This window comes from Streptomyces sp. CNQ329 (assembly GCF_000482585.1).
On the sequence record NZ_AXVU01000010.1, the window covers coordinates 66,279 to 89,310 of the forward strand.

The following is a 23,032-nucleotide window of genomic DNA, read 5'->3' on the forward strand; positions in this document are numbered from 1 at the left end:
ATGACCGTGAACCCACCCACCGCCACGGAGCCGGCCGCGCTCACCGAGGTCTCCCTGCTGCGCTTCGCCACCGCGGGCAGCGTCGACGACGGCAAGTCGACCCTCGTCGGCCGGCTGCTGCACGACTCCAAGTCGGTACTCGCCGACCAACTGGAGGCCGTCGAGCGCGCCTCCGCCAGCCGCGGGCAGGAAGCCCCCGACCTGGCGCTGCTGACCGACGGGCTGCGCGCCGAGCGCGAGCAGGGCATCACCATCGACGTGGCGTACCGCTACTTCGCCACCCCCCGGCGCCGCTTCATCCTCGCCGACACCCCCGGCCACGTGCAGTACACCCGCAACATGGTCACCGGCGCCTCCACCGCCGAGCTGGCGGTCATCCTCGTCGACGCCCGGCACGGCGTCGTCGAGCAGACCCGCCGGCACGCCGCGGTCGCCGCGCTGCTGCGCGTGCCGCACGTGGTCCTGGCGGTCAACAAGATGGACCTCGTCGGCTACGCCGAGGACGTCTTCGCCACGATCGCCGCCGAGTTCACCGAGTACGCCAAGGCCCTCGGTGTGCCCGCGGTGACCAGCATCCCCATCTCGGCGCTGGAGGGCGACAACGTCGTCACCCCCTCCGCCGTCATGGACTGGTACGCCGGGCCCACGGTGCTGGAGCACCTGGAGACCGTCCAGATCGACCACGACCCGCGCGGGCGCGTGACCCGCTTCCCCGTGCAGTACGTGATCCGCCCGCAGACCCCGGAGCACCGCGACTACCGCGGCTACGCCGGGAAGATCGCCTCCGGCATCTTCCACGTCGGCCAGCCCGTCACCGTGCTCCCCTCGGGCCGCACCTCCAGCATCGAGGCCATCGACGTGCTGGGCGAGAGCGTCGACGCCGCCTGGGCGCCGCAGTCGGTCACCCTCCGGCTCGCCGACGACATCGACATCTCCCGCGGCGACATGATCGCCCCCAGCGAGCAGGCCCCCGGCGCCACGCAGGACATCCAGGCCACCGTCTGCCATCTGCACGACACCGCCCTCACCCCCGGCGCGAGGGTGCTGCTGAAGCACACCACCCGCACCGTCAAGGCGATCGTCAAGCAGATCCCCGACCGGCTGACCCTCGACGACCTCTCCCACCACCCCGCCCCGGGGTCCCTGGAGGTCAACGACATCGGCCGCGTCGTGCTGCGCACCTCCGAGCCGCTGCCGGTGGACGACTACGGCGACTGCCGGCGCACGGGCTCGTTCCTGCTGATCGATCCCGCGGACGGCTCCACCCTCGCCGCGGGCATGGCGGGCGCGGCGTTCGCGGGCGCGGACAGCCGGAAGCGGGCCGAGCTGGACGACGCCGACTGGGACTTCTGACGGCACCCCGCCCGGCCACGGGCGGCGTACGCAGGCGGCGGCGGGAACGGGGCCCACGGCCCCCGCCGCCGTCGCGTACGTTCGGTAGTCGAACGCGGGTGCGTCCGGCCTCCTGCGCCGCGGCGCGTACGCCCTTACTCTGTCCGCCATGAGCCCGCCCACCCGGCCCGAGCCGGACCCCGAGCCGGACCCCGGCCCGCCCGCGGAGGTGATCGGCGGCGGCTCCGCCGGGCCGCGCCTGAGCGAGCGCTGGACGGCGCTGCCGCCCCGCTCCCGCCGGGTCGCCGTCGCCGGCGCCGGACTCGCCGCGCTGGCCGTTCTCGGCGCATACGCCCTGGCCACACGGCCGGAGCCGGAGCCGGCAGCGCTCGCGCCCTACCCGCTCCAGTCGACGGACTTCTCCTTTCTCGGAATACACACCCCCAAAGCGGGCGAAACCTTTTTTGACGCGCAGCTCATGGCCACCTCCGACAGTGGCGCCTCACTGGAGAAGATCACCCAGGGATACAGCGGGCTGAAGCTGTCCGTCCGGCCCGCGCTGCCGCTGGAACTCCCCGAGGGCCGGCCCACCCGGGTCACCGTCCGGTTCGAAGTCGTCCGGTGCGCCGGCCTCCCGCTCGACGCGAGCCTGCCCTCCCTGCGCGTAACGCTGCGTAACACGCGCGCAATACAGGACTACAGCTCCATCCTCGGCGGCACCTACGCCGCCGAACTGTCCAGGGCGCTGCGTACGATATGCGAACCCGCCGAGCGGGCCGCGCCCGGCGCATAGGACATCAGCAGCGGCTTCGCGCCCGTTCGGGCGTCCGGACTCCGTGAATCCGGCACAGACCGCGCCCGCCGGCGCGGAAGGCCGCTGTAAGGGTCATAACAAGAGAGTCACAGCATGGCCTGCCCCTCTGCCCCCCCGCCCCGGGGCGGCTTAGAGTCACGCCCAGTCACCGCGCAGCAGGTCACCTTCCGACGCCTGCCGCGTGCACCGGCCCACTCTGCGCAGTCGAGGCCGCGCCAGGGGAAAGGACTGATCGTGCGTCACCGCTCCTTGCTCATATTCACCACTGCGGTCACCGCAGGGGCACTCACTCTGTCTGCTTGCGGTTCCCGCGACGACGACAGTGAAGGCGGAGGCGGTGGCGACGGAACGACCGTCGTTATCGGCCTCGACGCCCCGCTGACGGGTGACCTCTCGGCCCTGGGTATCGGCATCCAGAACTCCGCCGAGCTCGCCGTGAAGACGGCCAACGACAACGAGGAGGTCAAGGGCGTCACGTTCGAGCTCGAGCCCCTCGACGACGTGGCGCAGGCCCAGCAGGGCCAGCAGAACGCCACCAAGCTCGTCGGCAACGAGGACGTCATGGGCGTCGTCGGCCCGCTGAACTCCGATGTCGGCCAGTCCATGCAGAAGGTCTTCGCCGACGCCGACATGGTCCAGGTCTCGCCCGCCAACACCAACCCCTCCCTGACCCAGGGCGAGAACTGGCAGTCCGGCGAGAAGTCGCGTCCGTTCGACACCTACTTCCGCGTGTCCACCACCGACGCCATCCAGGGCCCGTACGCGGCGCAGTACCTCTACAACGAGGAGAAGCTGAAGAAGGTCTTCGTCATCGACGACAAGAAGACCTACGGCGCCGGCCTCGCCGGCACCTTCGCCCAGGAGTTCGAGAAGCTCGGCGGCAAGGTCGTCGGAACCGACCACGTCAACCCCGACGACAAGGACTTCGCGGCCATCGCCACGAAGGTCAAGAACTCCGGCGCCGACTTCGTCTACTACGGCGGCGAGTACCCGGCCGGCGCCCCGCTCGCCGCCCAGGTCAAGAAGGCCGGGGCCAAGATCCCGACCGTCGGCGGCGACGCCCTGTTCAGCGCCGAGTACGTGGCCCTGGCCAAGGAGAACGCCGAGGGCGACATGGCCAGCTCCGTCGGCGCCCCGCTCAACGAGCTGGACACCGCCCAGGAGTTCATCAAGAACTACGAGGCCGCCGGCTACGAGGACTCCTACGAGGCCTACGGCGGGTACTCCTACGACTCCACCTGGGCGATCATCCAGGCCGTGAAGGCCGTCGTCGAGGAGAACGACGGCGAGCTGCCCGGTGACACCGACGAGGCGCGCTCCGCCATCGCGGAGGCCATGGCAGACATCTCCTTCGAGGGAGTGACCGGCACGGTCGCCTTCGACGAGTTCGGCGACACGACCAACAAGCAGCTTTCGCTGTACCAGGTCAAGGACGGCGAGCACGTGCCGCTGACCAGCGGCGAGTTCGAAGGCTGACCGGGGCGACCACCACCGCCCTTTGATCACACAGACCGCAAGCGGCGCGGGGGGCGCACACAGCGCCCCCCGCGCGGCCATATCTGACACCCACTCGGAGGCCCAGCGGTGAACGATCTGCCGCAGCAACTTGCCAACGGCCTGCTACTCGGCGCCTTGTACGGGCTCATAGCCATCGGCTACACGATGGTGTACGGCATCGTCCAGCTCATCAACTTCGCCCACGGCGAGATATTCATGATCGGCGGCTTCGGCGCCCTGACGATGTGGTTGTGGATGCCCGACGGCACCAGCCTTCTCGTCGCCCTGCCGCTGATGATCCTCATGGCCGTCATCTGCTCCGTACTCGTCGGCGTCGGCGCCGAACGCTTCGCCTATCGGCCCTTGCGCGGCGCACCCCGCCTCGCCCCCCTCATCACCGCGATCGGCCTGTCCATCGCCCTTCAGCAGGCCATCTGGGCCTGGTACCCCGACGCCACGAAATCGCGGCCCTTCCCCGAGTTCTCCGGCCCCCGCATCGACTTCGGCGCGTTCACCATCGAACGCGGTGAGCTGTACCTGCTCATCGCCGCCCCCGTATGCATGATCGCCCTCGGCGTCTTCGTCTCCAAGACCCGCACCGGCCGCGCCATGCAGGCCACCTCGCAGGACCCGGACACGGCCAAGCTCATGGGCATCAACACCGACCGCATCATCGTCATGGCCTTCGCCATCGGCGCCGCCTTCGCGGCCATCGCGGCCATCGCCCACGGCCTGCGCTACGGCGAGGTCAACTTCAAGATGGGCTTCATCGCCGGCCTCAAGGCGTTCACCGCCGCCGTCCTCGGCGGCATCGGCAACATCTACGGCGCCATGATCGGCGGCGTGGTCCTCGGCCTCGCCGAGGCCATGGCCACCGCCTACATCGCCGACATCCCCGGCATGGAACAGCTCGGCGGCGGTGCCTGGAAGGACGTCTGGGCGTTCGTCCTGCTCATTCTCGTACTGCTCTTGCGGCCCCAGGGCCTGCTGGGCGAACGCGTCGCGGATCGGGCGTGATAGCGATGACCACCCTGGACAAGACCACCGCCCCCGCGGCCGGCGTACTGCCCCTGCCGCCGGGCCCCGCCCGGCTGCTCGCCTACGCCGGCGCCCTCGGCACCTTCGCCTCCACCTTCCTCTCCTGGACCTACACGGAGGAATTCCCGGGCAACCTCACCGTCTACGGCTACCCCGGCGGCCTGCAGCTCCTGACGCTCACCGGCGCCCTGCTCACCCTGCTGTTCCTGCTCTCCGGAAGCGGCCTGCGCGGACTGCGCTGGCTCACCCCCGGCGGACCCAACAGCGCGGTACGGCTCCTCGCGCTCGGCACCCTCGGCGTCACCGGCTACTCCATCGGCGCCATCATCAAGAACCTCGGCGGCCTCATCAACGTCGACCCCGGCGGCTACATCGCCGTGGCCATGGCCCTGATCGCCGCCATCGGCGCCCTCGGACTGCCGTCGGACGTCCCCGTGGACACCGAAAACCCGCCGTCCGGCCCCTGGGCACACCTGGTGCACTCCCTGAAGGCGCCCGTCCCGCCGCGGCTGCGGCAACTGCCCGGCTGGGTGGAGATCGTCATCATCTCCGCCTCCTTCGCCCTCGGCCTGTACGTCTTCACCTTCGGGATCGACACCGACTACGCCGAACTCTTCATCGGCTACATGGTGCTCGTGTCCTTCGCGTTCCCCGCCGTGGGCCGCGCAGGACTCACCCGGCAACTGGGCCAGCTCACCGCCAAGCACCGCAACGTGACCGTGACCGCCGCCTTCGTCGCCGCGTTCGCCTTCCCGTTCACCCAGAGCAACGACGCCTACGCCAGCATCGGCACCAACATCCTCATCTTCGCCACCGTCGCGCTCGGCCTCAACGTCGTCGTCGGCCTCGCGGGCCTGCTGGACCTCGGCTACGTCGCCTTCCTCGGCGTCGGCGCCTACACCGCCGCCCTGGTCTCCGGCGCACCCACCTCCAGCATCGGGGTCACCTTCCCGTTCTGGGCCGCCGTGCTCACCGGAGCCGCCGCATCACTCGTCTTCGGCGTGGTCATCGGCGCCCCGACACTGCGGCTGCGCGGCGACTACCTCGCCATCGTCACCCTCGGCTTCGGCGAGATCTTCCGCATCGGCGTGCAGAACCTCGACGGCGACTCGGGCCCCGACGTCACCAACGGGCCCAACGGCATCCCGAACATCCCCGAGCTGGAGATCCTCGGCTTCAACCTCGGCGAGGAACACACCATCCTCGGCACCGAACTCGGCCGGTTCTCCAACTACTTCCTGCTGATGCTGCTGTTCACCGTCGTGATCGTCACGATCTTCCGGCGCGCGGACCAGTCACGCATCGGCCGCGCCTGGGTCGCCATCCGCGAGGACGAGACCGCAGCCCGCGCCATGGGCATCAACGCCTTCCGGCTCAAGCTCCTCGCCTTCGCGCTCGGCGCCACCCTGGCCGGTATGGCGGGCACCGTACAGGCGCACGTGACCTACACCGTCACGCCCACGCAGTACAAGTTCGTCGAAGCCGTGCCGCCGAACTCCGCGTTCCTCCTGGCGGCCGTCATCCTCGGCGGCATGGGCACCGTCAGCGGCCCGCTCATCGGCGCGTCGCTGCTCTACCTGATCCCCGCCAAGCTGCAGTTCGTGCAGGAATACCAACTGCTGCTCTTCGGCGTGGCGCTCGTCCTGCTCATGCGCTTCCGCCCGGAGGGCCTCATCGCCGACCGCCGGAAGCAACTGGAGTTCCACGACACCGGGCAGCTCGACGTGCCCAAGGAAGATACCGGCCTGACAAAGAAGGTGGGGGTGTGACCCCGATGGCCAGCGACACCATCCCCGCCCAGGGACCGGCGGTCGGCGGAACAGTCCTGGACGCCCGCGGCGTCACCATGCGCTTCGGCGGGCTCACCGCCGTACGCAACGTCGACCTCACCGTCGGCCAGGGCGAGATCGTCGGCCTCATCGGCCCCAACGGTGCCGGCAAGACCACCTTCTTCAACTGCATGACGGGGCTCTACATCCCCACCGAGGGCACGGTCCGGTACAAAGGCACGGTCCTGCCGCACCGCTCCCACCGCGTCACCGAGGCGGGCATCGCCCGAACCTTCCAGAACATCCGTCTCTTCGCCAACATGACGGTCCTGGAAAACGTCCTCGTCGGCCGCCACACCCGCACCCACGAAGGGCTGTGGTCCGCGCTGCTGCGCGCCCCCGGCTTCAAGCGGGCGGAACGCGAGTCCGAGGCGCGTGCCATGGAACTCCTGGAGTTCACCGGGCTGGCCGCCAAACGCGACCACCTCGCCCGCAACCTCCCCTACGGCGAACAGCGCAAGCTGGAAATCGCCCGGGCACTGGCGAGCGAACCCGGACTGCTGCTCCTCGACGAGCCCACCGCGGGCATGAACCCGCAGGAGACCCGCGCCACCCGCGAACTGGTCTTCGCCATCCGCGAACAGGGCACCTCGGTACTCGTCATCGAGCACGACATGCGGTTCATCTTCGGGCTCTGCGACCGCGTCGCCGTCCTCGTCCAGGGCGAAAAGCTGGTCGAAGGCACCCCCGACGTCGTCCAGAGCGACGAACGCGTCGTCGCCGCATACCTCGGCACCCCCTTCGAAGGCGCCCCCGAGGACGACGACGCCGCCGAGGTCGCCGCCGCCGAGGACGCGCTCAGGAAGAACACCGGGAGCGGCAGCACCCCCGAGAAGAGCAAGGAGGGCGACGCGTGACCCCGCTACTGCAGGTCGAGGACCTGAAAGTCGCCTACGGCAAGATCGAGGCCGTCAAAGGCATCTCGTTCAGCGTCCGGAGCGGCGAGGTCGTCACCCTGATCGGCACCAACGGCGCCGGCAAGACGACGACCCTGCGCACCCTGTCCGGACTGCTGAAGCCCGCGGGCGGCAAGATCTTCTTCGACGGCACGCCGCTCAACGGCGTCGGCGCCCACAAGATCGTCGCCATGGGCCTCGCCCACTCCCCGGAAGGCCGCCGGCTCTTCCCCCGCCTCACCATCACCGAGAACCTCCAACTCGGTGCCTTCCTCCGGAAGGACGCGGCGGGCATCGAGCAGGACATCAGGATGTGCTACGAGCTGTTCCCCATCCTCGGTGAACGGCGTAAGCAGGCCGCGGGCACCCTCTCCGGCGGCGAGCAGCAGATGCTGGCCATGGGCAGGGCCCTGATGTCCCGGCCCAAACTGCTCATGCTCGACGAACCCTCCATGGGCCTCTCGCCGATCATGATGCAGAAGATCATGGAAACGATCCGGGAGCTGAAGGCCCAGGGCACCACCATCCTGCTCGTCGAGCAGAACGCCCAGGCCGCGCTCTCCATCGCCGACCACGGCCACGTGATGGAGGTCGGCAAGGTCGTCCTGTCGGGCACCGGAGAGGAACTGCTGCACGACGAGTCCGTCCGCAAGGCATACCTCGGCGAGGACTGAGAACCGAACCGCACACACGAAAGCGGCCCGCGCCCCGGGGAGGGGGGCACGGGCCGCTTCCGTCTCCGGAGACTACCCCTGCTTCTTCTTGGCCTTCTTCTCCGCGTCGTCCTCGATCACGGCCTCGGCCACCTGCTGCATCGACAGCCGGCGGTCCATCGACGTCTTCTGGATCCACCGGAACGCCGCGGGCTCCGACAGCCCGTACTCGGTCTGCAGGATGCTCTTCGCCCGGTCCACCAGCTTGCGCGTCTGCAGCCGCTGGGTGAGGTCGACGACCTCCTTCTCCAGGGTCTTCAGCTCCGTGTAGCGCGAGACGGCCATCTCGATGGCCGGGACCACGTCACCCTTGCTGAACGGCTTCACCAGATACGCCATGGCCCCCGCGTCCCGCGCCCGCTCGACCAGCTCGCGCTGGGAGAACGCGGTGAGCATCAGCACCGGCGCGATGGAGTCGGCGGCGATCTGCTCGGCGGCGGAGATCCCGTCGAGCACGGGCATCTTCACATCCAGGATCACCAGATCCGGCTGGTGCTCCCGCGCCAGCCGCACCGCGGTCTCCCCGTCCCCCGCCTCCCCGACGACGGTGTACCCCTCCTCCTCCAGCATCTCCTTCAGATCGAGCCGGATGAGAGCCTCGTCCTCGGCGATGACGACCCGGGTGGTCTGCGGCGGCACGTGTTCGTCGCCTCCGGCGCTGGCGGCGGTGATGTCCTCCGGGGTTTCGGGGGTCTCGGGGGCGCTCACGGTGCTCCTCGGGGTATTGCCTGGCTGCGGGTGGGGCACCCACGAGGGTACCGACCCCGCGAGAGGAGGCGGGTACACGGTAGGCTTGGGTCCGCACCGAGCGAGCCCGGTTGGTGGAACTGGTGAGACACGCGGCTCTCAAACAGCCGTGCCTTCGGGCATGTGGGTTCGAATCCCACACCGGGCACTTTTTCGCTCCAGCGGAACGCACCGTTCTCGTGAATTCCAGCGGTGAAGCGGTGTGATCGCGTCCAGTCGCGCACAGTTGTTCCATGTACACGCACGGCACAGATGCACGTGATCGGGCACTTGCCATGCTGCGCGGGGGTGTGCGGAACGCCGGCGTCGCCCGGGCCCTCGGTGTTCCCGCAGGGACGGTCGGCTACTGGCTCCACCGGGACCGGGCCGCACGCAGCGGCTTGCCCGGTGTCCCGGACCGGCCGTGCCCACGATGCGACGGCCGGTTGCTGGACGACGCGGCCTACGCCTATCTCCTCGGTCTCTACCCGGGTGATGGCCGGCCCTTCATCCGCGGGCTCATCCACTCCGACGGGTGCCGGATCACGAACTGGACCACCCGGCTCGTCGCCGGGGTGCGTGCGCGCTACGAGTACCGCGTTACTTCTTCAGCAACAAGTCCGACGACATCCGCAAGCTGTTCACCGACGCGCTCGACCGGGTGGGTGTCGAGTGGACGACCGCCGCTCGCGGGTGCGATCCGTTCAGCATCTCCGTCGCCAGGCGCGCGTCCGTCGCTCTCATGGACGCGAACGTGGGGCCGAAATACTGACGTCCCGCCCCCGGTTTCCGCGGATGTCCGGGGGCCGTCACCGTTCATCCACAGGCGGTAGAACGCGGCATCAACTTGACGTATGGTCGCGAGCATTGCTGTGCGGGGGACCCTGCAGACCTACGGAGGGGGACGGGTAGGCGATGGCTGCGCCGACGCGACGACGACTGCGCAAGGGTGCGATGACCGCGGCGGTGGCGGCCGCCGCGATGGCCGCGCTCACGGCCTCACAGGCGCCGGGGCTCTCGGCGGGGCCGGAGGCCCCCGGGAAGAGCGCCCCCGACCAGGCGCCGGGGGGCGGGGAGGACTCGATCACGGGTGGCTCTCCGTACTACACCGATCTGCCGCCGCTGGAGAGCGCCAACCCCTCCCCGGGTGACGAGGTGGAGGACGAGGCCGACGAGTCCGGTATCCCCGCGACGGTCCTCGACGCGTACAAGCAGGCCGAGAGCCGGCTCGCGCGCAGCAACCCCGGGTGCAACCTGGAGTGGGAGCTGCTGGCGGCCATCGGCCGGGTGGAGTCGGGGCATGCCCGCGGCGGTGACGTGGAAGCGGACGGGACGACCCGGAACCCCATCCTCGGCCCCGTGCTCAACGGCAACGGCTTCGCCACTATCACGGACACCGACGGCGGCGAGTACGACGGGGACGCCGACTACGACCGTGCCGTCGGCCCGATGCAGTTCATTCCCTCGACGTGGGCCACGTGGGGCAGTGACGGCAACGACGACGGTGAGCGCAATCCGGAGAACGTCTACGACGCGGCGCTGGCCGCCGGGCGGTATCTGTGCGCGGGCGGGCGTGACCTGTCCTCGCAGTCCGATCTGGAAGCCGCCATCCTGGGGTACAACCACTCGCAGTCGTATCTGCGTACGGTCCTGACCTGGTACGACTTCTACAAGGAGGGCGGCGCCGACCCGGTGCCCGACGGCACCGGCGCGGACCCGGGCGACCGGAGCGACGGCATCAACACGCCGACGCCTTCGCCGAGTCCCTCGGAGAGCGACAAGCCGGGGAGGGGCGACGACGACGGCAAGGGCGGGGACAACGGCGGCGACAACGGCGGGGACAACGGCGGGGACGGCGGCAACAGTCCCGGCCCCGGCCCGAGCCCCAGCGACCCGCCCGGCGGGGAGGACCCCGAGGAGCCGGCGCCGGCGATCTCGGATCTGCGGGTGGTGAGTCCGCAGTCGTCCACCGCGTACACCGGCGCCGACTTCGCCGAGCGCCCGAAGGTGCGGGGCGTGACCTCGCGCGGCGCCGGCGTTTCCGGCAAGACGGTCACGTTCACGATCAGCGGCCAGACGGGTGCGGTGTTCGCCGGTGGCGAGAAGACCGCGTCGGTCACCACCGACGCGTCCGGTTACGCGACGGCGCCGGTGGTCAACGCGGGGAAGCTGACCGGGGAGTTCACGATCCGCGCCACGACGGGCGGCGAGGTGAGTCCGGTGGACTTCGCCGCCGAGGTGAAGGCGTCGTACGGGCTGGTCCGCATCGGTGACGAGGCGCTGACGGCCGCGGCGGGCGGCGAGTTCGGCGCCGTCGAGGCCAAGGTGACGTACCGGGGCGGCCCCGCCGCGGAGGCACCGGTGACGGCGGCGATGGTCACGGAGGCCGGCGAGCCGAACGACAAGGGCCCGTACTTCGAGGACGCGGAGGGCAATCCGGTCCGCAAGCTGAACCTGACGACGGAGGGGGACGGCACGGTGAAGCTGCCGGCGATCCAGGCGGGCGACGAGACCGGGACGTTCCTCCTGCTGCTGACGACGAGCGAGGGCGTGACGCTGACGCTGGAGCTGACCGTCGAGTAGGACGTGGTGGTGCCCGGGCGGCCGGTCAGCGGCCGGCGCCCGGGGCGGCCCGTCAGCGGCCGGCGTTCGTGCGGCGCGTGGTGTGCCGGGTGGGCGTGGCGGCGGCCGGGTCCTCGGGCCAGGGGTGCTTCGGGTAACGGCCGCGTAGGTCGGCGCGGACCGCGGGGTAGCCCTGTCGCCAGAAGGATGCCAGGTCGGCGGTGACGGCGGCGGGGCGGCCGGCGGGTGACAGCAGGTGCACCAGGAGCGCTACGCGGCCGTCGGCGATCCGCGGTGTGCGGTCGAGGCCGAAGAGCTCCTGGAGCTTGACGGCGAGTACGGGCTGCTGCGGGTCGTCGTAGGCGACGCGGATGCGGGAGCCGCTGGGTACTTCGATGCGTTCCGGGGCGAGTTCGTCGAGCCGGGCGGCTTCGCCGCGGGCCCAGGGGAGGAGCCCCTGGAGGACGCGGCCGGCGTCGATGCGGCGCGGGTCGTCGTCCAGCCAGTCGTCGGCGCGGGTGAGGAGGGCGTCGTCGGAGACGTCGGGCCAGGGGTCACCGAGTGCGTGGTGCAGGAACGCCAGCCGGTGCCGTAGCGCGCGGGCCCGGTCGGACCAGCGCAGCAGGGCGGTGCCTTCGCGGCGCAGCCCGTCGAGGCGGGCGGCGCGGAGGCGGGCGGGGTCGGGACTGCGGAGGGGCCGGGCGCGGAGTTCGACGGCGCCGAGGCGGGTGACGCGTCGGGCGACGGTTTCGTGCCGTTCGGTGGACCAGGTGACGTCGTCGTCGGTGCGGAGGAGGGTTTCGGCGGCCCGCAGCGCGGTGTCCTCGTCGACGGGGGTGCCGAGCCGGAGCCGGGCGCCGGCGGCGCCGACGGGCCGGTCGGCGACGGCGACGGCGAGCCAGGGCTGGCCGCGCAGGGCGGAGTCGGGGCCGGTCTCGACGCGGGTTCCGGAGGCCATGAGGTAGGACCCGTCGCCGCGCCCGCGGGCGACGCGCTCCGGGAAGGCGAGTGCGGCGACGAGTCCGGCGACGGCGTCGTCGCCGGGCCGGTGGCCGCTCTCCCGGGCGGGGGAGGGGGGCGGAGGGGTGGGTCCGGCCGCGTCCTCGCCGGGGGCGGTGGGTGTGGGGGGCGGGCCTTCGTGGGGGTTCGTCGCCGGGGTGCCCGGCCGCGGGTGCGGTCCGTGCGGTGGGGTGTCGGTCCCGGCGTTCGGGTCGTCCGCGGGTGCCTCCAGGGCCCGCCGCAGGCGCCGGGCTTCGCGGCGCCAGCGGGCGGCGTAGGCGTCGCCGCCGCGGCGGGCCCGGCGCCAGGCGGCGGCGAGGTCGTCGCCGTAGGCGCGCGGCGGTTCCTCGCTGAGCAGCGCCACGGCTTCGGCCGCCGGTCCTGGTCCGGCTTCGGCGGCGGCGTCGAGCAGGGCGCGGCCGAGCCGGGGGTGCAGGCCGAGGCGGGCGAGTCGGGTGCCCCGGGGTGTGGGGCGGCCGGCGGCGTCCACGGCGCCGACGGTCCGCAGCACGTCGCGGGCGGCGGCCATCGCGCCGGGCGGCGGGGCGTCGAGGAGGGCGAGCCCGGTGGCGTCGGGGTCGCCCCAGCAGGCGGCCTGCAGGGCGAAGGCGGCCAGGTCGGCGACGGCGATCTCGGGTGAGGGGTAGCGCGGCAGCCGCCCGTCTTCGGCCTCCGGCCAGCAGCGCAGTGTCAGCCCGGGGCCTTCGCGGCCGGCCCGGCCGAGCCGCTGTGTGGCGGTGGCGGCGGACACCCGTACGGTCGTGAGGGCTCCGAGTCCGCGGGCGTGGTCCATGCGGGGTTCGCGGGCGAGACCGCCGTCGACGACGATCCGTACGCCGGGCACGGTCAGGCTGGACTCGGCCACCGCGGTGGAGAGGATCACGCGGCGCTCGCCGGGTGCGCTTCCGCGCAGGACGGCGTTCTGCACGTCGGCGGGCGCCTGCCCGTGCAGTTGCAGCACCTCCGCGGTGACGCCGGTCAGCAGCCCGGCCACCCGGGCGATCTCGCCGACGCCGGGGAGGAAGCACAGCACGTCGCCGTGGGGCCGGCGCAGTCCTTCGCGGATGACGTCGGCGATGTGGGCGAGCAGCGCCGGGTCGACCCGGGTGCCGTGTGCGGGGCGTACGCCGGCGGGTGGGGGGCGGTAGCCGATCGCCACGGGGTGCATCGTGCCTTCGCCGTGGACGACGGGTGCGGGTGCGGTCCCGTCGGGGGCGGTGAGGAGCCGCGCCCAGGCATCGGTGTCGGAGGTGGCCGAGGCGGCGAGGAGGCGCAGGTCGGGGCGGAGGGTGGCGCGTACGTCGACGAGGAAGGCGAGGGCGGTGTCGGCGTCGAGGTGCCGTTCGTGGCACTCGTCGAGCAGGACGGCGTCGACCCCGGCCAACTCGGGGTCACGCTGGAGGCGTTGGAGGAGGACGCCGGTGGTGACGACTTCGACGCGGGTGCGGGGCCCGGCGCGGCGTTCGCCGCGGACGGTGAACCCGACCTGTGCGCCGGTCTCTTCGCCGAGCAGCCACGCCATACGGCGTGCGGCGGCCCGCGCCGCCATGCGCCGGGGTTCGGCGACGAGCACCCGGCGGGGTGCGGCGCCGGCGCCGGGGACGAGTCCGGCGAGGGCCAGGGGCACGAGCGTGGTCTTGCCGGTGCCGGGGGGCGCCCCGAGCACGGCGGCGCCGGGGCCGTCGAGGGCCGCGCGCAGGGCGGGCAGCGCGTGGCGTACGGGCAGGGCGTCGAGTGCGTCGGAGCGGAGGGCCACGGACGCCAGTGTGCTACGGCCCGTGCCTGCGGTGTCCGCCGGCGGCCCCGTCCGGGCGGGCGGGTCTTCTCAGATCGCTTCGCAGACGAAGATCGCGGTGCCGGGGATCAGGTGTCCCCGCAGCGGCGACCAGCCGCCCCATTCCTGGTCGTGCCACTGCGGCCATTCCGGTTCCACCAGGTCCAGTAGCCGGAAGCCGCCTCCGACCACGTCGCGGACCCGGTCGCCCAGCGTCCGGTGGTGTTCGACGTACAGTGCGCGCCCGTCCTCGTCCTGTTCGACGTAGGGGGTGCGGTCGAAGTAGGACGCGGCGACGGACAGGCCCTCCGGGCCCGGTTCGTCCGGGAAGGCCCAGCGCACGGGGTGGGTGACGGAGAAGACCCACCGTCCGCCCGGCCGCAGTACCCGCCGGACCTCCCGCATCACCGTGACCGGCTCGGCGACGAACGGCACCGCGCCGTAGGCGGAGCACGCCAGGTCGAACGCCCCGTCGCGGAACGGCAGCGCCGCCGCGTCCGCCTGGAGCAGCGCAAACGGCGCGGGTGAGGTGGACGCTTCGAGGGCCAGGCGGCGCGCGTGCTGCAACTGCCGGTGCGAGAGGTCCAGCGCTACGGGCCGTGCCCCCTGCCCGGCGAGCCATCGGGAGCATTGCGCGGCCCCCGCGCCCACCTCCAGCACCGCGCGCCCCGCCAGTGACTCCACGGGCCCGAGCAGCCGCGCCTCCTCCTCGTCCAGGCCCTCGGGGCCCCAGATGAAGCGCGCGCCGTCCGCGCCGCCGAGGAAGCCGCCGTGCTCGCGCTGGTAGTCGTCGGCGTTGCGGTCCCACCAGCCTCGGCTGGCAAGCCGGGTTTCCCGCGCGGGGACGGGCCGTCGGGTAGCCTCTGCCGGAGCATCCGCGTCAGCGGGAGCGTCGGCGCTGTTTTCGTACTCGTGGACCATGGGCCGGATCGCCGTAGTACCTTCCTGCCACGCGCGTGAGTGACGGAGCGCCACTACTGCCAGGTATGGGGCGGCATGCCCCAGGTGCACTCTTCGCGCATTGACCATGCCCGGCTGCCCCCGTATGCTACAAGTTGCGCTGCGGGCCTGCGCGCCTCGGACGGAGCAGGCCGCGCTCGCATCTGTTGTATGTCCCCTCGGTTCACGAGGCGCTGCCGGACTCCCTCGGGGGTCGGGAAAGCGCCTCTTAGGCTGTCCGGCTTCGGCGGTGCGATCACAGGGCTCTCGGCGTGGAGTGACGACGACTCAACTTGCCCGTACCGGAGCCCAATCCCACATGACGAGCAGCACCGAGAACACCGCGGCCGCCACGACGCAGGTCGCGGTCAACGACATCGGTTCCGAGGAAGCCTTCCTCGCCGCGATCGACGAGACGATCAAGTACTTCAACGACGGCGACATCGTCGACGGCGTCATCGTGAAGGTCGACCGGGACGAGGTCCTGCTCGACATCGGCTACAAGACCGAGGGTGTCATCCCTTCCCGGGAGCTCTCGATCAAGCACGACGTCGACCCGAACGAGGTCGTCGCCGTCGGCGACGAGATCGAGGCCCTTGTTCTCCAGAAGGAGGACAAGGAAGGCCGGCTGATCCTCTCGAAGAAGCGCGCGCAGTACGAGCGTGCGTGGGGCACCATCGAGAAGATCAAGGAAGAGGACGGCATCGTCACCGGTACCGTCATCGAGGTCGTCAAGGGCGGTCTCATCCTCGACATCGGCCTGCGGGGCTTCCTGCCCGCGTCGCTGGTCGAGATGCGCCGCGTGCGCGACCTGCAGCCCTATGTCGGCAAGGAGCTCGAAGCCAAGATCATCGAGCTGGACAAGAACCGGAACAACGTGGTTCTGTCCCGCCGTGCCTGGCTTGAGCAGACCCAGTCGGAGGTCCGCCAGACCTTCCTCACCACCCTGCAGAAGGGCCAGGTGCGATCGGGTGTGGTCTCCTCGATCGTCAACTTCGGCGCCTTCGTGGACCTGGGCGGCGTGGACGGCCTGGTGCACGTGTCCGAGCTGTCCTGGAAGCACATCGACCACCCCTCCGAGGTCGTCGAGGTCGGCCAGGAGGTCACGGTCGAGGTCCTGGACGTCGACATGGACCGCGAGCGTGTCTCGCTGTCCCTGAAGGCCACCCAGGAAGACCCGTGGCAGCAGTTCGCGCGCACGCACCAGATCGGTCAGGTCGTGCCCGGCAAGGTCACGAAGCTGGTGCCGTTCGGCGCGTTCGTCCGCGTCGACGAGGGCATCGAGGGCCTGGTCCACATCTCCGAGCTGGCCGAGCGCCACGTGGAGATCCCGGAGCAGGTCGTCCAGGTGGGCGACGAGATCTTCGTCAAGGTCATCGACATCGACCTGGAGCGCCGCCGCATCAGCCTCTCGCTGAAGCAGGCGAACGAGACCTTCGGTCCCGACCCGATGGCCGTCGACTTCGACCCCACGCTCTACGGCATGGCGGCGTCCTACGACGACCAGGGCAACTACATCTACCCCGAGGGCTTCGACCCCGAGACCAACGAGTGGCTCGACGGGTACGAGAAGCAGCGCGAGGAGTGGGAGGGCCAGTACGCCGAGGCCCACGCCCGCTTCGAGCAGCACCAGGCGCAGGTCGTCAAGTCCCGCGAGGCCGACGCCCAGGCGGCGGCCGAGGCGGGCGAGTCGGCGCCGGCACCGTCCGGCGGCGGCTCGTACTCCTCCGAGGGTGCCGACGACTCCGGCGCGCTGGCCTCGGACGAGGCGCTGGCGGCGCTCCGCGAGAAGCTGGCCGGCGGCCAGAGCTGATCGCGCGGGCCTGCCGGCCCGGCGTGTAGACGCAGCAACAGGCGGAAGCCCGTCGTCCCCTCCGGGGGCGGCGGGCTTCCGCCTTCCGCGCGTCAGCGGGCTCCGGCACGGCGCTGGGCAGGGCTCCGTGCAGCGCTCCGGGGCGTGCGTCCGGGCACGTACGCTGGGCTCATGTCCCTGCGCGTACGCCGGCTCCGCCTGCCCCAGGGCCGTGCGGCGGACACCGCCCTCGCGGCCGGGACGGGCGTGCTCGTGGCGTTGGGCACGCTGCAGGCGTTCGTCGGTGAGCGCAAGGAGCCGTGGGCGACGACGGCGCTGGGCTGGATGCTGATCGCGCTCGCGTGCGGGGCGCTGTACTTCGCCCGCCGCCGTCCGGTCGCCGTGGGCGCGTTCGTCGTCCCGGTCGTCGGCGTCTACTACGTGACCAGCGCGTACGACGGTCCGCTGTTCGGCGTGCTCGTCATCGCGCTGTACGGCGTGGCCGCCGCGGGGCGGGTGCGCGCGGCGGCGGCACTCGGCGCGCTGGTCGTCGCCGGCAGCACCGCGGGCACGCTGTCGGGAAACGACGACGTCAACGGGGTGGCGCTGTTCATGCTCACCGGCTGGATCGTCGCCGTGGTGGCGCTGGGCGCGATGCGGCACGGGCGGCGGGCGTACGTCGAAGGCGAAGCGCGCCGCCGCGCAACGGAGGAACGGCTGCGCATCGCACGCGAATTGCACGATGTCATCGGACACAACATCTCGCTCATCAACGTCCAGTCCGGAGCCGCTCTGCACCGGCTGAGAAAGAGCGATGCCCCCGATCCGGCCGCCGCCGACGCGCTGGCCACCATCAAGGAGACCAGCCGCGAGACGCTGCGCGAGCTGCGCGCGACGCTGGGGGTGCTGCGGCAGGTCGACGACGAGGCGCCGACGGTGCCCGCGCCCGGACTGGCGCGCCTGGGCGACCTCACGGAGCGGGCGGCCGGCACGGCGGGGCTGCGGGTGAGGACGGTGGTCGCGGGTGCGGAGCGGGCCCTGCCGGCGGAGCTGGACCTGACCGCGTACCGCGTCGTGCAGGAGTCGCTGACCAACGTCGCGCGGCACGCGCGGAGGGCCACCTCGGTGACCGTTCGGCTGGACTACGGTGAGCGCGAGCTGCGGCTGGCGGTGGAGGACGACGGCCGGGGCGCCGCAGGCACCCGCGCCGGGGACGGCGCGGGAGACGGATCCGGCGCCGGGCCCGGGACCGGTGCGGCCGGCGGCAGCGGCATCGGCGGGATGCGGGAGCGGGTGCGGGCGGTCGGCGGGGAGCTGGCCGCGGGGCCGCGGCCGGGGGGCGCCGGCTTCGCCGTCACCGCCCGGCTGCCCTATGGAACGGAGCACGCCCGGGCATGATCAGGATTCTGCTCGCGGACGACCAGAAGCTGGTGCGGGCCGGCTTCCGCTCCATCCTGGCGGACGAGGACGACTTCGACGTGGTCGGGGAGGCGGACGGCGGCGCCGAGGCGGTGGCCGCTTGCCGCGAACTGCGCCCCGACGTCGTGCTGATGGACATCCGGATGCCGGACACCGACGGCCTGGAGGCCGCCCGGCGGATCGCCGCGGACGAGCGGCTGGCGGACGTCCGGGTCGTCATCCTGACGACGTTCGACCTCGACGACTACGTCTACGGGGCGCTGCGCGCCGGCGCCGCCGGGTTCCTGGTCAAGGACACCGAGCCGGAGGAGCTGATCCACGCGGTGCGGGTGGCGGCGCGCGGCGACGCGCTGATCAGCCCTTCGGTGACGCGGCGGCTGATCGCCGAGTTCGCCGGCCGGGTCCGGGCACCGGAGCCGAGCCCGCGGCTGAACGTGCTGACGCTGCGGGAGACCGAGGTGATGCGACTGGTGGCGGCGGGGCTGACGAACGACGAGATCGCGGCGCGGCTGGTGCTGAGCCCGGCGACGGCGAAGACGCACGTGAGCCGGATCATGACGAAGCTGGGCGTGCGGGACCGGGCGCAGTTGGTGGTCATGGCCTACGAGTCGGGGATGGTCCGGCCGGGCTGGCTGGCACCCTGACGGAAGCAACCGGCGGCGCGTGAGAGCTTCCCCGTCCCCCGCGCACCCGCCCCAGGGTAGGCCGCCGCGCCGACATCGACCTGCCCCGCAGAGCCCGGGCGGCCCTCCGCCGCGCCGAGGGCGGTGTGGCGCCGTAGGGGTTCCCCCGCGCTTCCCCTAGGGGAGGCGGCGGGATCCGGGCGGCGGACGCAACCCGGGTAGTACGGGGCGGGCGGCGGTGCAACCCGTGGGGTAGAGCGGTTGCCCGCGTCCGGACGATGTGCCCGCCGCGGATTCCCGGCACGCTGCCGCCATGTCCGCACACAGCACAGCTCCACCGTCCGCCACCACCGGCGTACGCCCCGGGCTCTTCGCCCGGCTCGCCGACTGGTCCCGGCGCCGCCGCCGGGCGGCGATCCTCCTGTGGATCGTCGTCCTCCTCGGCGTCACCGCCGCCTCCCAGACCGCCGGGAGCAACTGGCGCAACGACTTCTCCCTCCCCGGCACCGACTCCCAGGCCGCCACCGACCTGCTGGAGCGGCACGGCTCCGCACAGGCCGGCGACAGCGTGGAGATCGTGTTCAAGGACGAGCGGGGGGTGCGCACCGCGGGCACCGAGCGGGCCGTCGAGAGCGTGCTGGAGCAGGTGCGCGGGCTGGCGAGCGTCGTGGACGTGCGCAGCCCGTACGCTGACGGCGCGGCGGCGGTCTCCGACGAAGGTGACATCGCGTACGCCACCGTCACCCTGGACGACAAGGCGGAACTCGTCCCGAAGGCGGACGTCGAGAAGATCATCGACACTGCGCAGAACGCGCGGACCGACGCGCTCCAGGTCGAGCTGGGCGGCGACGCCGTGCGCGCCGCGGAGGAGTCGGGCGGCGGCGGCGCCGAGGGCGCGGGGATGCTCGCCGCGCTGGTGATCCTCGTGCTGCTCTTCGGCTCGCTGGTGGCCGCGGCCGTGCCGCTCGGCACCGCGCTGTTCGCGGTCGGCACCGCCGTCGGCCTGATCACCCTGGCCGGGCACGTCTTCACCGTCGCCGACTTCACCCCGCCGATCATGATGCTCGTCGGCCTCGGGGTCGGTGTCGACTACGCACTGCTCATCTTCTACCGGTACCGCCACGAGCTGATCCGCGGAGCCGACCGGGACAGCGCCGCGCGTATCGCGCTCGACGCCGCCGGGCGGACGGTCTTCTTCGCCGGCTGCACCGTGATCATCGCGCTCCTCGGCCTGGTCGCCCTCGGCCTCGGCGCGCTGCAGGGCGTGGCCCTCGCGGTGGCGCTGACCGTCCTGGTCACCATGGCCGCGTCCCTGGTGCTCCTGCCCGCTTTGCTCGCCGTGCTCGGCCGGCGCATCCAGCGCCACGTCCTCAAGCGCGCCGAGAAGGCGGCGGCCAGGGGGAGGACCGAGGGCCGCCGCTGGCGGGCCCTGGCCGGCGCCGTGCAGCGCCGGCCGCTGCCCGCGCTCGTCGCCGCCCTGGTCGCGCTGCTGGCCCTGGCGGCGCCCGCGCTCGGCATGCGGCTGGGCTTCGCCGACGCCGGGAACGACGCCCCCTCCAGCACCAGCAGGAAGGCCTACGACCTGCTCGCCGAGGGCTTCGGGCCCGGCTTCAACGGCCCGCTCGTCGTCGTCGCGCAGGGCGGCGGCGCGGCCGGCGCCGCCGAGGCCGGGGAGCAGGCGCAGGCCCGGATCGCCCGGGCCGACGGCGTCGCCGCGACGACCCCGCCGCTGCCGTCGGAGGACGGTGAGGTCGCCACCCTCATCGTCTTCCCCGAGTCGGCGCCGCAGGACGCGGCGACCGCCGACCTGGTGCACGACCTGCGCGATGACGTGCTGCCGCCGCTGGCGGCGCAGACGGACGCGGAGTACCTGGTCGGCGGCGCCACCGCCGGCACGCAGGACTTCTCCGACACCGTCGCCGACCGGATGCCGCTGTTCGTCACCCTGGTCGTCGGGCTGTCGACGCTGCTGCTGACGGTGGTCTTCCGCTCGCTGTGGATCCCCCTCAAGGCGGCGGTGCTGAACCTGCTGTCCATCGGGGCCGCGCTCGGCGTGATCACGCTGGTGTTCCAGGAGGGCTGGTTCGGCGTGGAGCCGGGGCCCATCGAGGCGTTCATCCCCGTGATGATCTTCGCGATCGTCTTCGGGCTCTCCATGGACTACGAGGTCTTCCTCGTCTCCCGGATGCACGAGGAGTGGGAGCGTACGAAGAACGCGGCCCACGCGGTACGCGAGGGCCTGGCCGTCACCGGACAGGTGATCACCGCGGCGGCGCTGATCATGATCGTGGTGTTCGCGGCCTTCATCCTGAGCCCGAGCCGGATGCTTCAGCAGTTCGGCCTGGGCCTGGCGGTGGCGATCCTGCTGGACGCCCTGGTGATCCGCTGCCTGATCGTGCCCGCGGTGATGCAGGTGCTCGGACGGCACGCGTGGTGGCTGCCCGGCCCGCTGGCCAGGACGCTGCCCAGGGTGGCGCTGGAGCGTCCGGAGGACCCGGAGGTGCGGGAGCCGTCCGGGCAGCGGGGCGTCGGGGTCCCGTAGGACGGCGGGCCACCGGTGAACGCGCGGCGGCCCGCCCGTACGGCCCCTTCCACGGCCGTACGGGCGGGCCCTGTCCGTACGCGGGGTGCGCCCGGGTCCGTACGAAGGGCGCCCGGGTCCGTACGCACCGCGTGCCGACCGCGGCCCCGCGCCTCAGCGGCGCTTCTCCGCCTCCTGCCGCCACTCGCCGCCCTCCCGGCGGTCGAGCCACACCACCGGGTGCGCCTCCGCCTCCGACAGCTCCTTCCACCAGCCGCCCAGCGTCCCGCGCACCGGCACCGTCGGCAGCGCCTCGGCCAGCGCGGCGCGCGCCAGGTCCGGCTCGTTGCTGTTGCGCTCCTCCGCCGAGACGGTGTCCCAGGCGGAGAGCATGGCGCGGGCGGCGTCGTAGGCCTCGACGGCGTACGGCCGGGTGGCCAGCTCGTCGCCGAGGGCCCGGCGGACGGCGGCGCGGCGGTCGGCGTCGGGGTCCAGACGGACGTCGTAGTGGCCGCGGACGGTCAGCCAGCCGTCCGGTACGGAGAGGTCCGCGTCGGCGGCGGCGTTGCGGCCGGTGCACGTCGGCGCCGTCGGGTCCCACAGTGTCTTCACGCCGGCGAACCCGCTGTCCTCGACCTGCTCCAGCCACTCCGCCAGGTTCCGTGCCCCGCCCTCCAGGAACACCGCGTCCGGCCGGAACCGGTCGATGCCGTCGGCGAGCTGACCCGCGTCGTCGGCGCGGACCTCGACGCCGTCCGCGCGCAGCCGGTCGACCAGGGTCCGGGTGGGTTCGGCGGCGGTGTCGCCGCGGACGTAGACCTTGCGGACGCCGGGCGTGCCGGCGAGGTGGCGGGCCAGGACGACGCCCATGTCGGCGGTGGAGGCAGAGGAACGCAGCTCGTTGGTGTCGGCGTAGCTCGGCTCGGGGCCGGCGCCGGTGCCGTCGTGGCGGCAGGCGCGTACGACGGGAAGGCGGAAGGACGTCAGGCCGCTCTTCGGCAGCTTGAGGGCGGGATCGCCGCCGACGACCCCGGTCAGGCCCGGTTCCATCTCCAGCCAGCGGGCTATCAGCCTGCGGTTCGCGGGCTCGGTGGACTCCTTGTGGGAGGTGAGGTCCGAGACGCCCAGCGGCGGTGTCGCCACACCTCCGCCACCGTTCCCGCCGCCGTGGTCGGCGAGCGCCCGGGCCACGCTCCGGGTCAGGACGGTGTCCCGCCCGCCGCCCGGGTCGGCGTCGCCGAGGGCGCCTATGCGGTACACGCCGGTGAAGGCGGCGGCCGTGGTGGTGTCGGGGGACGGCGACCCCGGCGGTCTCAGCCCGGTGCCGCCGGGCCATGCGGAGACGACGATGCTGGCGATCACGAGGATGCTGGCACCTATGGCGGCGAGCGTGAGGGAGCGCGACACACGACGCCGCCCCCCTCGGCGGGGCCGTAGCGGCTCCCGCAACCCGCCGCGCCCGCCCGGGACTTCTTCTCCCGGCCGCTGCTCAGGCACGACGACCCCCTCCTTCCGCGGAGAAGGACGCAATCCGCCGCGGCGAGGTTCCGCCGTCGCA

Annotated in this window: 16 protein-coding genes, 1 tRNA gene and 1 pseudogene; 14 read left to right on the plus strand and 4 right to left on the minus strand. The window is 72.4% G+C overall.

Going from position 1 to position 23,032, the window contains the following annotated elements; all coding sequences use genetic code 11:
* From I003_RS0109265 to I003_RS0109295, 7 genes are all read left to right on the plus strand, one after another.
* Entirely contained in the window at window positions 1–1,353 is a 1,353-nt protein-coding gene (locus tag I003_RS0109265; RefSeq protein WP_037720448.1) for a GTP-binding protein, read from the plus strand.
* Window positions 1,354–1,501: 148 nt separating this feature from the next.
* Window positions 1,502–2,125, plus strand: a complete 624-nt coding sequence (locus I003_RS0109270) for a hypothetical protein (RefSeq protein WP_051368151.1) — start codon at window positions 1,502–1,504, stop codon at window positions 2,123–2,125.
* Between the two features lie 255 nt (window positions 2,126–2,380).
* Window positions 2,381–3,622: a branched-chain amino acid ABC transporter substrate-binding protein gene (locus I003_RS0109275; protein ID WP_027771281.1), complete on the plus strand. Its 1,242-nt coding sequence runs from the start codon at window positions 2,381–2,383 to the stop codon at window positions 3,620–3,622.
* Window positions 3,623–3,730: 108 nt separating this feature from the next.
* Window positions 3,731–4,660 carry a branched-chain amino acid ABC transporter permease gene (locus I003_RS0109280; protein ID WP_027771282.1) on the plus strand — a complete coding sequence of 310 codons (930 nt, stop codon included), beginning with the start codon at window positions 3,731–3,733 and terminating at the stop codon, window positions 4,658–4,660.
* Between the two features lie 5 nt (window positions 4,661–4,665).
* On the plus strand, window positions 4,666–6,450 hold the full coding sequence (locus tag I003_RS0109285; protein ID WP_027771283.1) for a branched-chain amino acid ABC transporter permease: 1,785 nt from the start codon (window positions 4,666–4,668) through the stop codon (window positions 6,448–6,450).
* Window positions 6,451–6,455: 5 nt separating this feature from the next.
* Window positions 6,456–7,367 carry an ABC transporter ATP-binding protein gene (locus I003_RS0109290; RefSeq protein ID WP_027771284.1) on the plus strand — a complete coding sequence of 304 codons (912 nt, stop codon included), beginning with the start codon at window positions 6,456–6,458 and terminating at the stop codon, window positions 7,365–7,367.
* Window positions 7,364–8,080 (plus strand): ABC transporter ATP-binding protein, encoded by a 717-nt coding sequence (locus tag I003_RS0109295; RefSeq protein ID WP_027771285.1) that lies wholly within the window; start codon window positions 7,364–7,366, stop codon window positions 8,078–8,080. Before I003_RS0109290 ends, I003_RS0109295 begins: the two co-directional genes overlap by 4 nt.
* A 72-nt stretch (window positions 8,081–8,152) precedes the next feature.
* Here the strand turns inward: I003_RS0109295 and I003_RS0109300 are convergent, their stop codons facing one another.
* Window positions 8,153–8,827: a response regulator gene (locus I003_RS0109300; protein WP_027771286.1), complete on the minus strand. Its 675-nt coding sequence runs from the start codon at window positions 8,825–8,827 to the stop codon at window positions 8,153–8,155.
* A 104-nt stretch (window positions 8,828–8,931) separates the two neighbouring features.
* Here I003_RS0109300 and I003_RS0109305 point away from each other — a divergent pair.
* The 3 genes and pseudogenes from I003_RS0109305 to I003_RS0109315 all read left to right on the plus strand — a co-directional run bounded on the left by I003_RS0109305 (window position 8,932) and on the right by I003_RS0109315 (window position 11,428).
* Window positions 8,932–9,014: transfer RNA gene (locus I003_RS0109305), tRNA-Leu, on the plus strand.
* Between the two features lie 85 nt (window positions 9,015–9,099).
* Window positions 9,100–9,617 (plus strand): annotated as a pseudogene (locus I003_RS34630) (hypothetical protein).
* Between the two features lie 383 nt (window positions 9,618–10,000).
* Complete coding sequence (locus tag I003_RS0109315) at window positions 10,001–11,428, plus strand: lytic transglycosylase domain-containing protein (RefSeq protein WP_078563853.1); 1,428 nt, start codon at window positions 10,001–10,003, stop codon at window positions 11,426–11,428.
* Window positions 11,429–11,480: 52 nt separating this feature from the next.
* Here the strand turns inward: I003_RS0109315 and I003_RS0109320 are convergent, their stop codons facing one another.
* Both I003_RS0109320 and I003_RS0109325 read right to left on the minus strand, forming a co-directional pair.
* Window positions 11,481–14,162 (minus strand): ATP-dependent helicase, encoded by a 2,682-nt coding sequence (locus tag I003_RS0109320; protein WP_027771288.1) that lies wholly within the window; start codon window positions 14,160–14,162, stop codon window positions 11,481–11,483.
* Window positions 14,163–14,231: 69 nt separating this feature from the next.
* Complete coding sequence (locus I003_RS0109325; RefSeq protein WP_027771289.1) at window positions 14,232–15,101, minus strand: class I SAM-dependent methyltransferase; 870 nt, start codon at window positions 15,099–15,101, stop codon at window positions 14,232–14,234.
* Window positions 15,102–15,438: 337 nt separating this feature from the next.
* Between I003_RS0109325 and rpsA the strand changes: the two genes are divergently transcribed.
* From rpsA to I003_RS0109345, 4 genes are all read left to right on the plus strand, one after another.
* Window positions 15,439–16,932, plus strand: coding sequence for a 30S ribosomal protein S1 (gene rpsA / locus I003_RS0109330; RefSeq protein ID WP_027771290.1), 1,494 nt, complete (start codon window positions 15,439–15,441; stop codon window positions 16,930–16,932).
* 171 nt (window positions 16,933–17,103) lie between these two features.
* Entirely contained in the window at window positions 17,104–18,309 is a 1,206-nt protein-coding gene (locus I003_RS0109335) for a histidine kinase (RefSeq protein ID WP_027771291.1), read from the plus strand.
* Window positions 18,306–18,974: a response regulator transcription factor gene (locus tag I003_RS0109340; RefSeq protein ID WP_027771292.1), complete on the plus strand. Its 669-nt coding sequence runs from the start codon at window positions 18,306–18,308 to the stop codon at window positions 18,972–18,974. Before I003_RS0109335 ends, I003_RS0109340 begins: the two co-directional genes overlap by 4 nt.
* 292 nt (window positions 18,975–19,266) lie before the next feature.
* Window positions 19,267–21,495 (plus strand): MMPL family transporter, encoded by a 2,229-nt coding sequence (locus I003_RS0109345; RefSeq protein WP_051368152.1) that lies wholly within the window; start codon window positions 19,267–19,269, stop codon window positions 21,493–21,495.
* A 153-nt stretch (window positions 21,496–21,648) separates the two neighbouring features.
* On the opposite strand, the gene I003_RS0109350 is transcribed toward I003_RS0109345, so the two are convergent.
* A complete protein-coding gene (locus I003_RS0109350; protein ID WP_027771294.1) occupies window positions 21,649–22,881 on the minus strand; it encodes an ABC transporter substrate-binding protein in 1,233 nt (410 codons plus the stop codon).
* Between the last annotated feature and the right edge of the window lie 151 nt (window positions 22,882–23,032).

Excerpts from the sequence above, each read along its gene's own strand:
- I003_RS0109265 (WP_037720448.1), top strand. The coding sequence starts at position 1 with ATGACCGTGAACCCACCCACCGCCACGGAGCCGGCCGCGCTCACCGAG.
- I003_RS0109270 (WP_051368151.1), top strand. The coding sequence starts at position 1,502 with ATGAGCCCGCCCACCCGGCCCGAGCCGGACCCCGAGCCGGACCCCGGC.
- I003_RS0109285 (WP_027771283.1), top strand. The coding sequence starts at position 4,666 with ATGACCACCCTGGACAAGACCACCGCCCCCGCGGCCGGCGTACTGCCC.
- I003_RS0109290 (WP_027771284.1), top strand. The coding sequence starts at position 6,456 with ATGGCCAGCGACACCATCCCCGCCCAGGGACCGGCGGTCGGCGGAACA.
- I003_RS0109325 (WP_027771289.1), bottom strand. The coding sequence starts at position 15,101 with ATGGTCCACGAGTACGAAAACAGCGCCGACGCTCCCGCTGACGCGGAT.
- rpsA (WP_027771290.1), top strand. The coding sequence starts at position 15,439 with ATGACGAGCAGCACCGAGAACACCGCGGCCGCCACGACGCAGGTCGCG.
- I003_RS0109335 (WP_027771291.1), top strand. The coding sequence starts at position 17,104 with ATGTCCCTGCGCGTACGCCGGCTCCGCCTGCCCCAGGGCCGTGCGGCG.
- I003_RS0109340 (WP_027771292.1), top strand. The coding sequence starts at position 18,306 with ATGATCAGGATTCTGCTCGCGGACGACCAGAAGCTGGTGCGGGCCGGC.
- I003_RS0109345 (WP_051368152.1), top strand. The coding sequence starts at position 19,267 with ATGTCCGCACACAGCACAGCTCCACCGTCCGCCACCACCGGCGTACGC.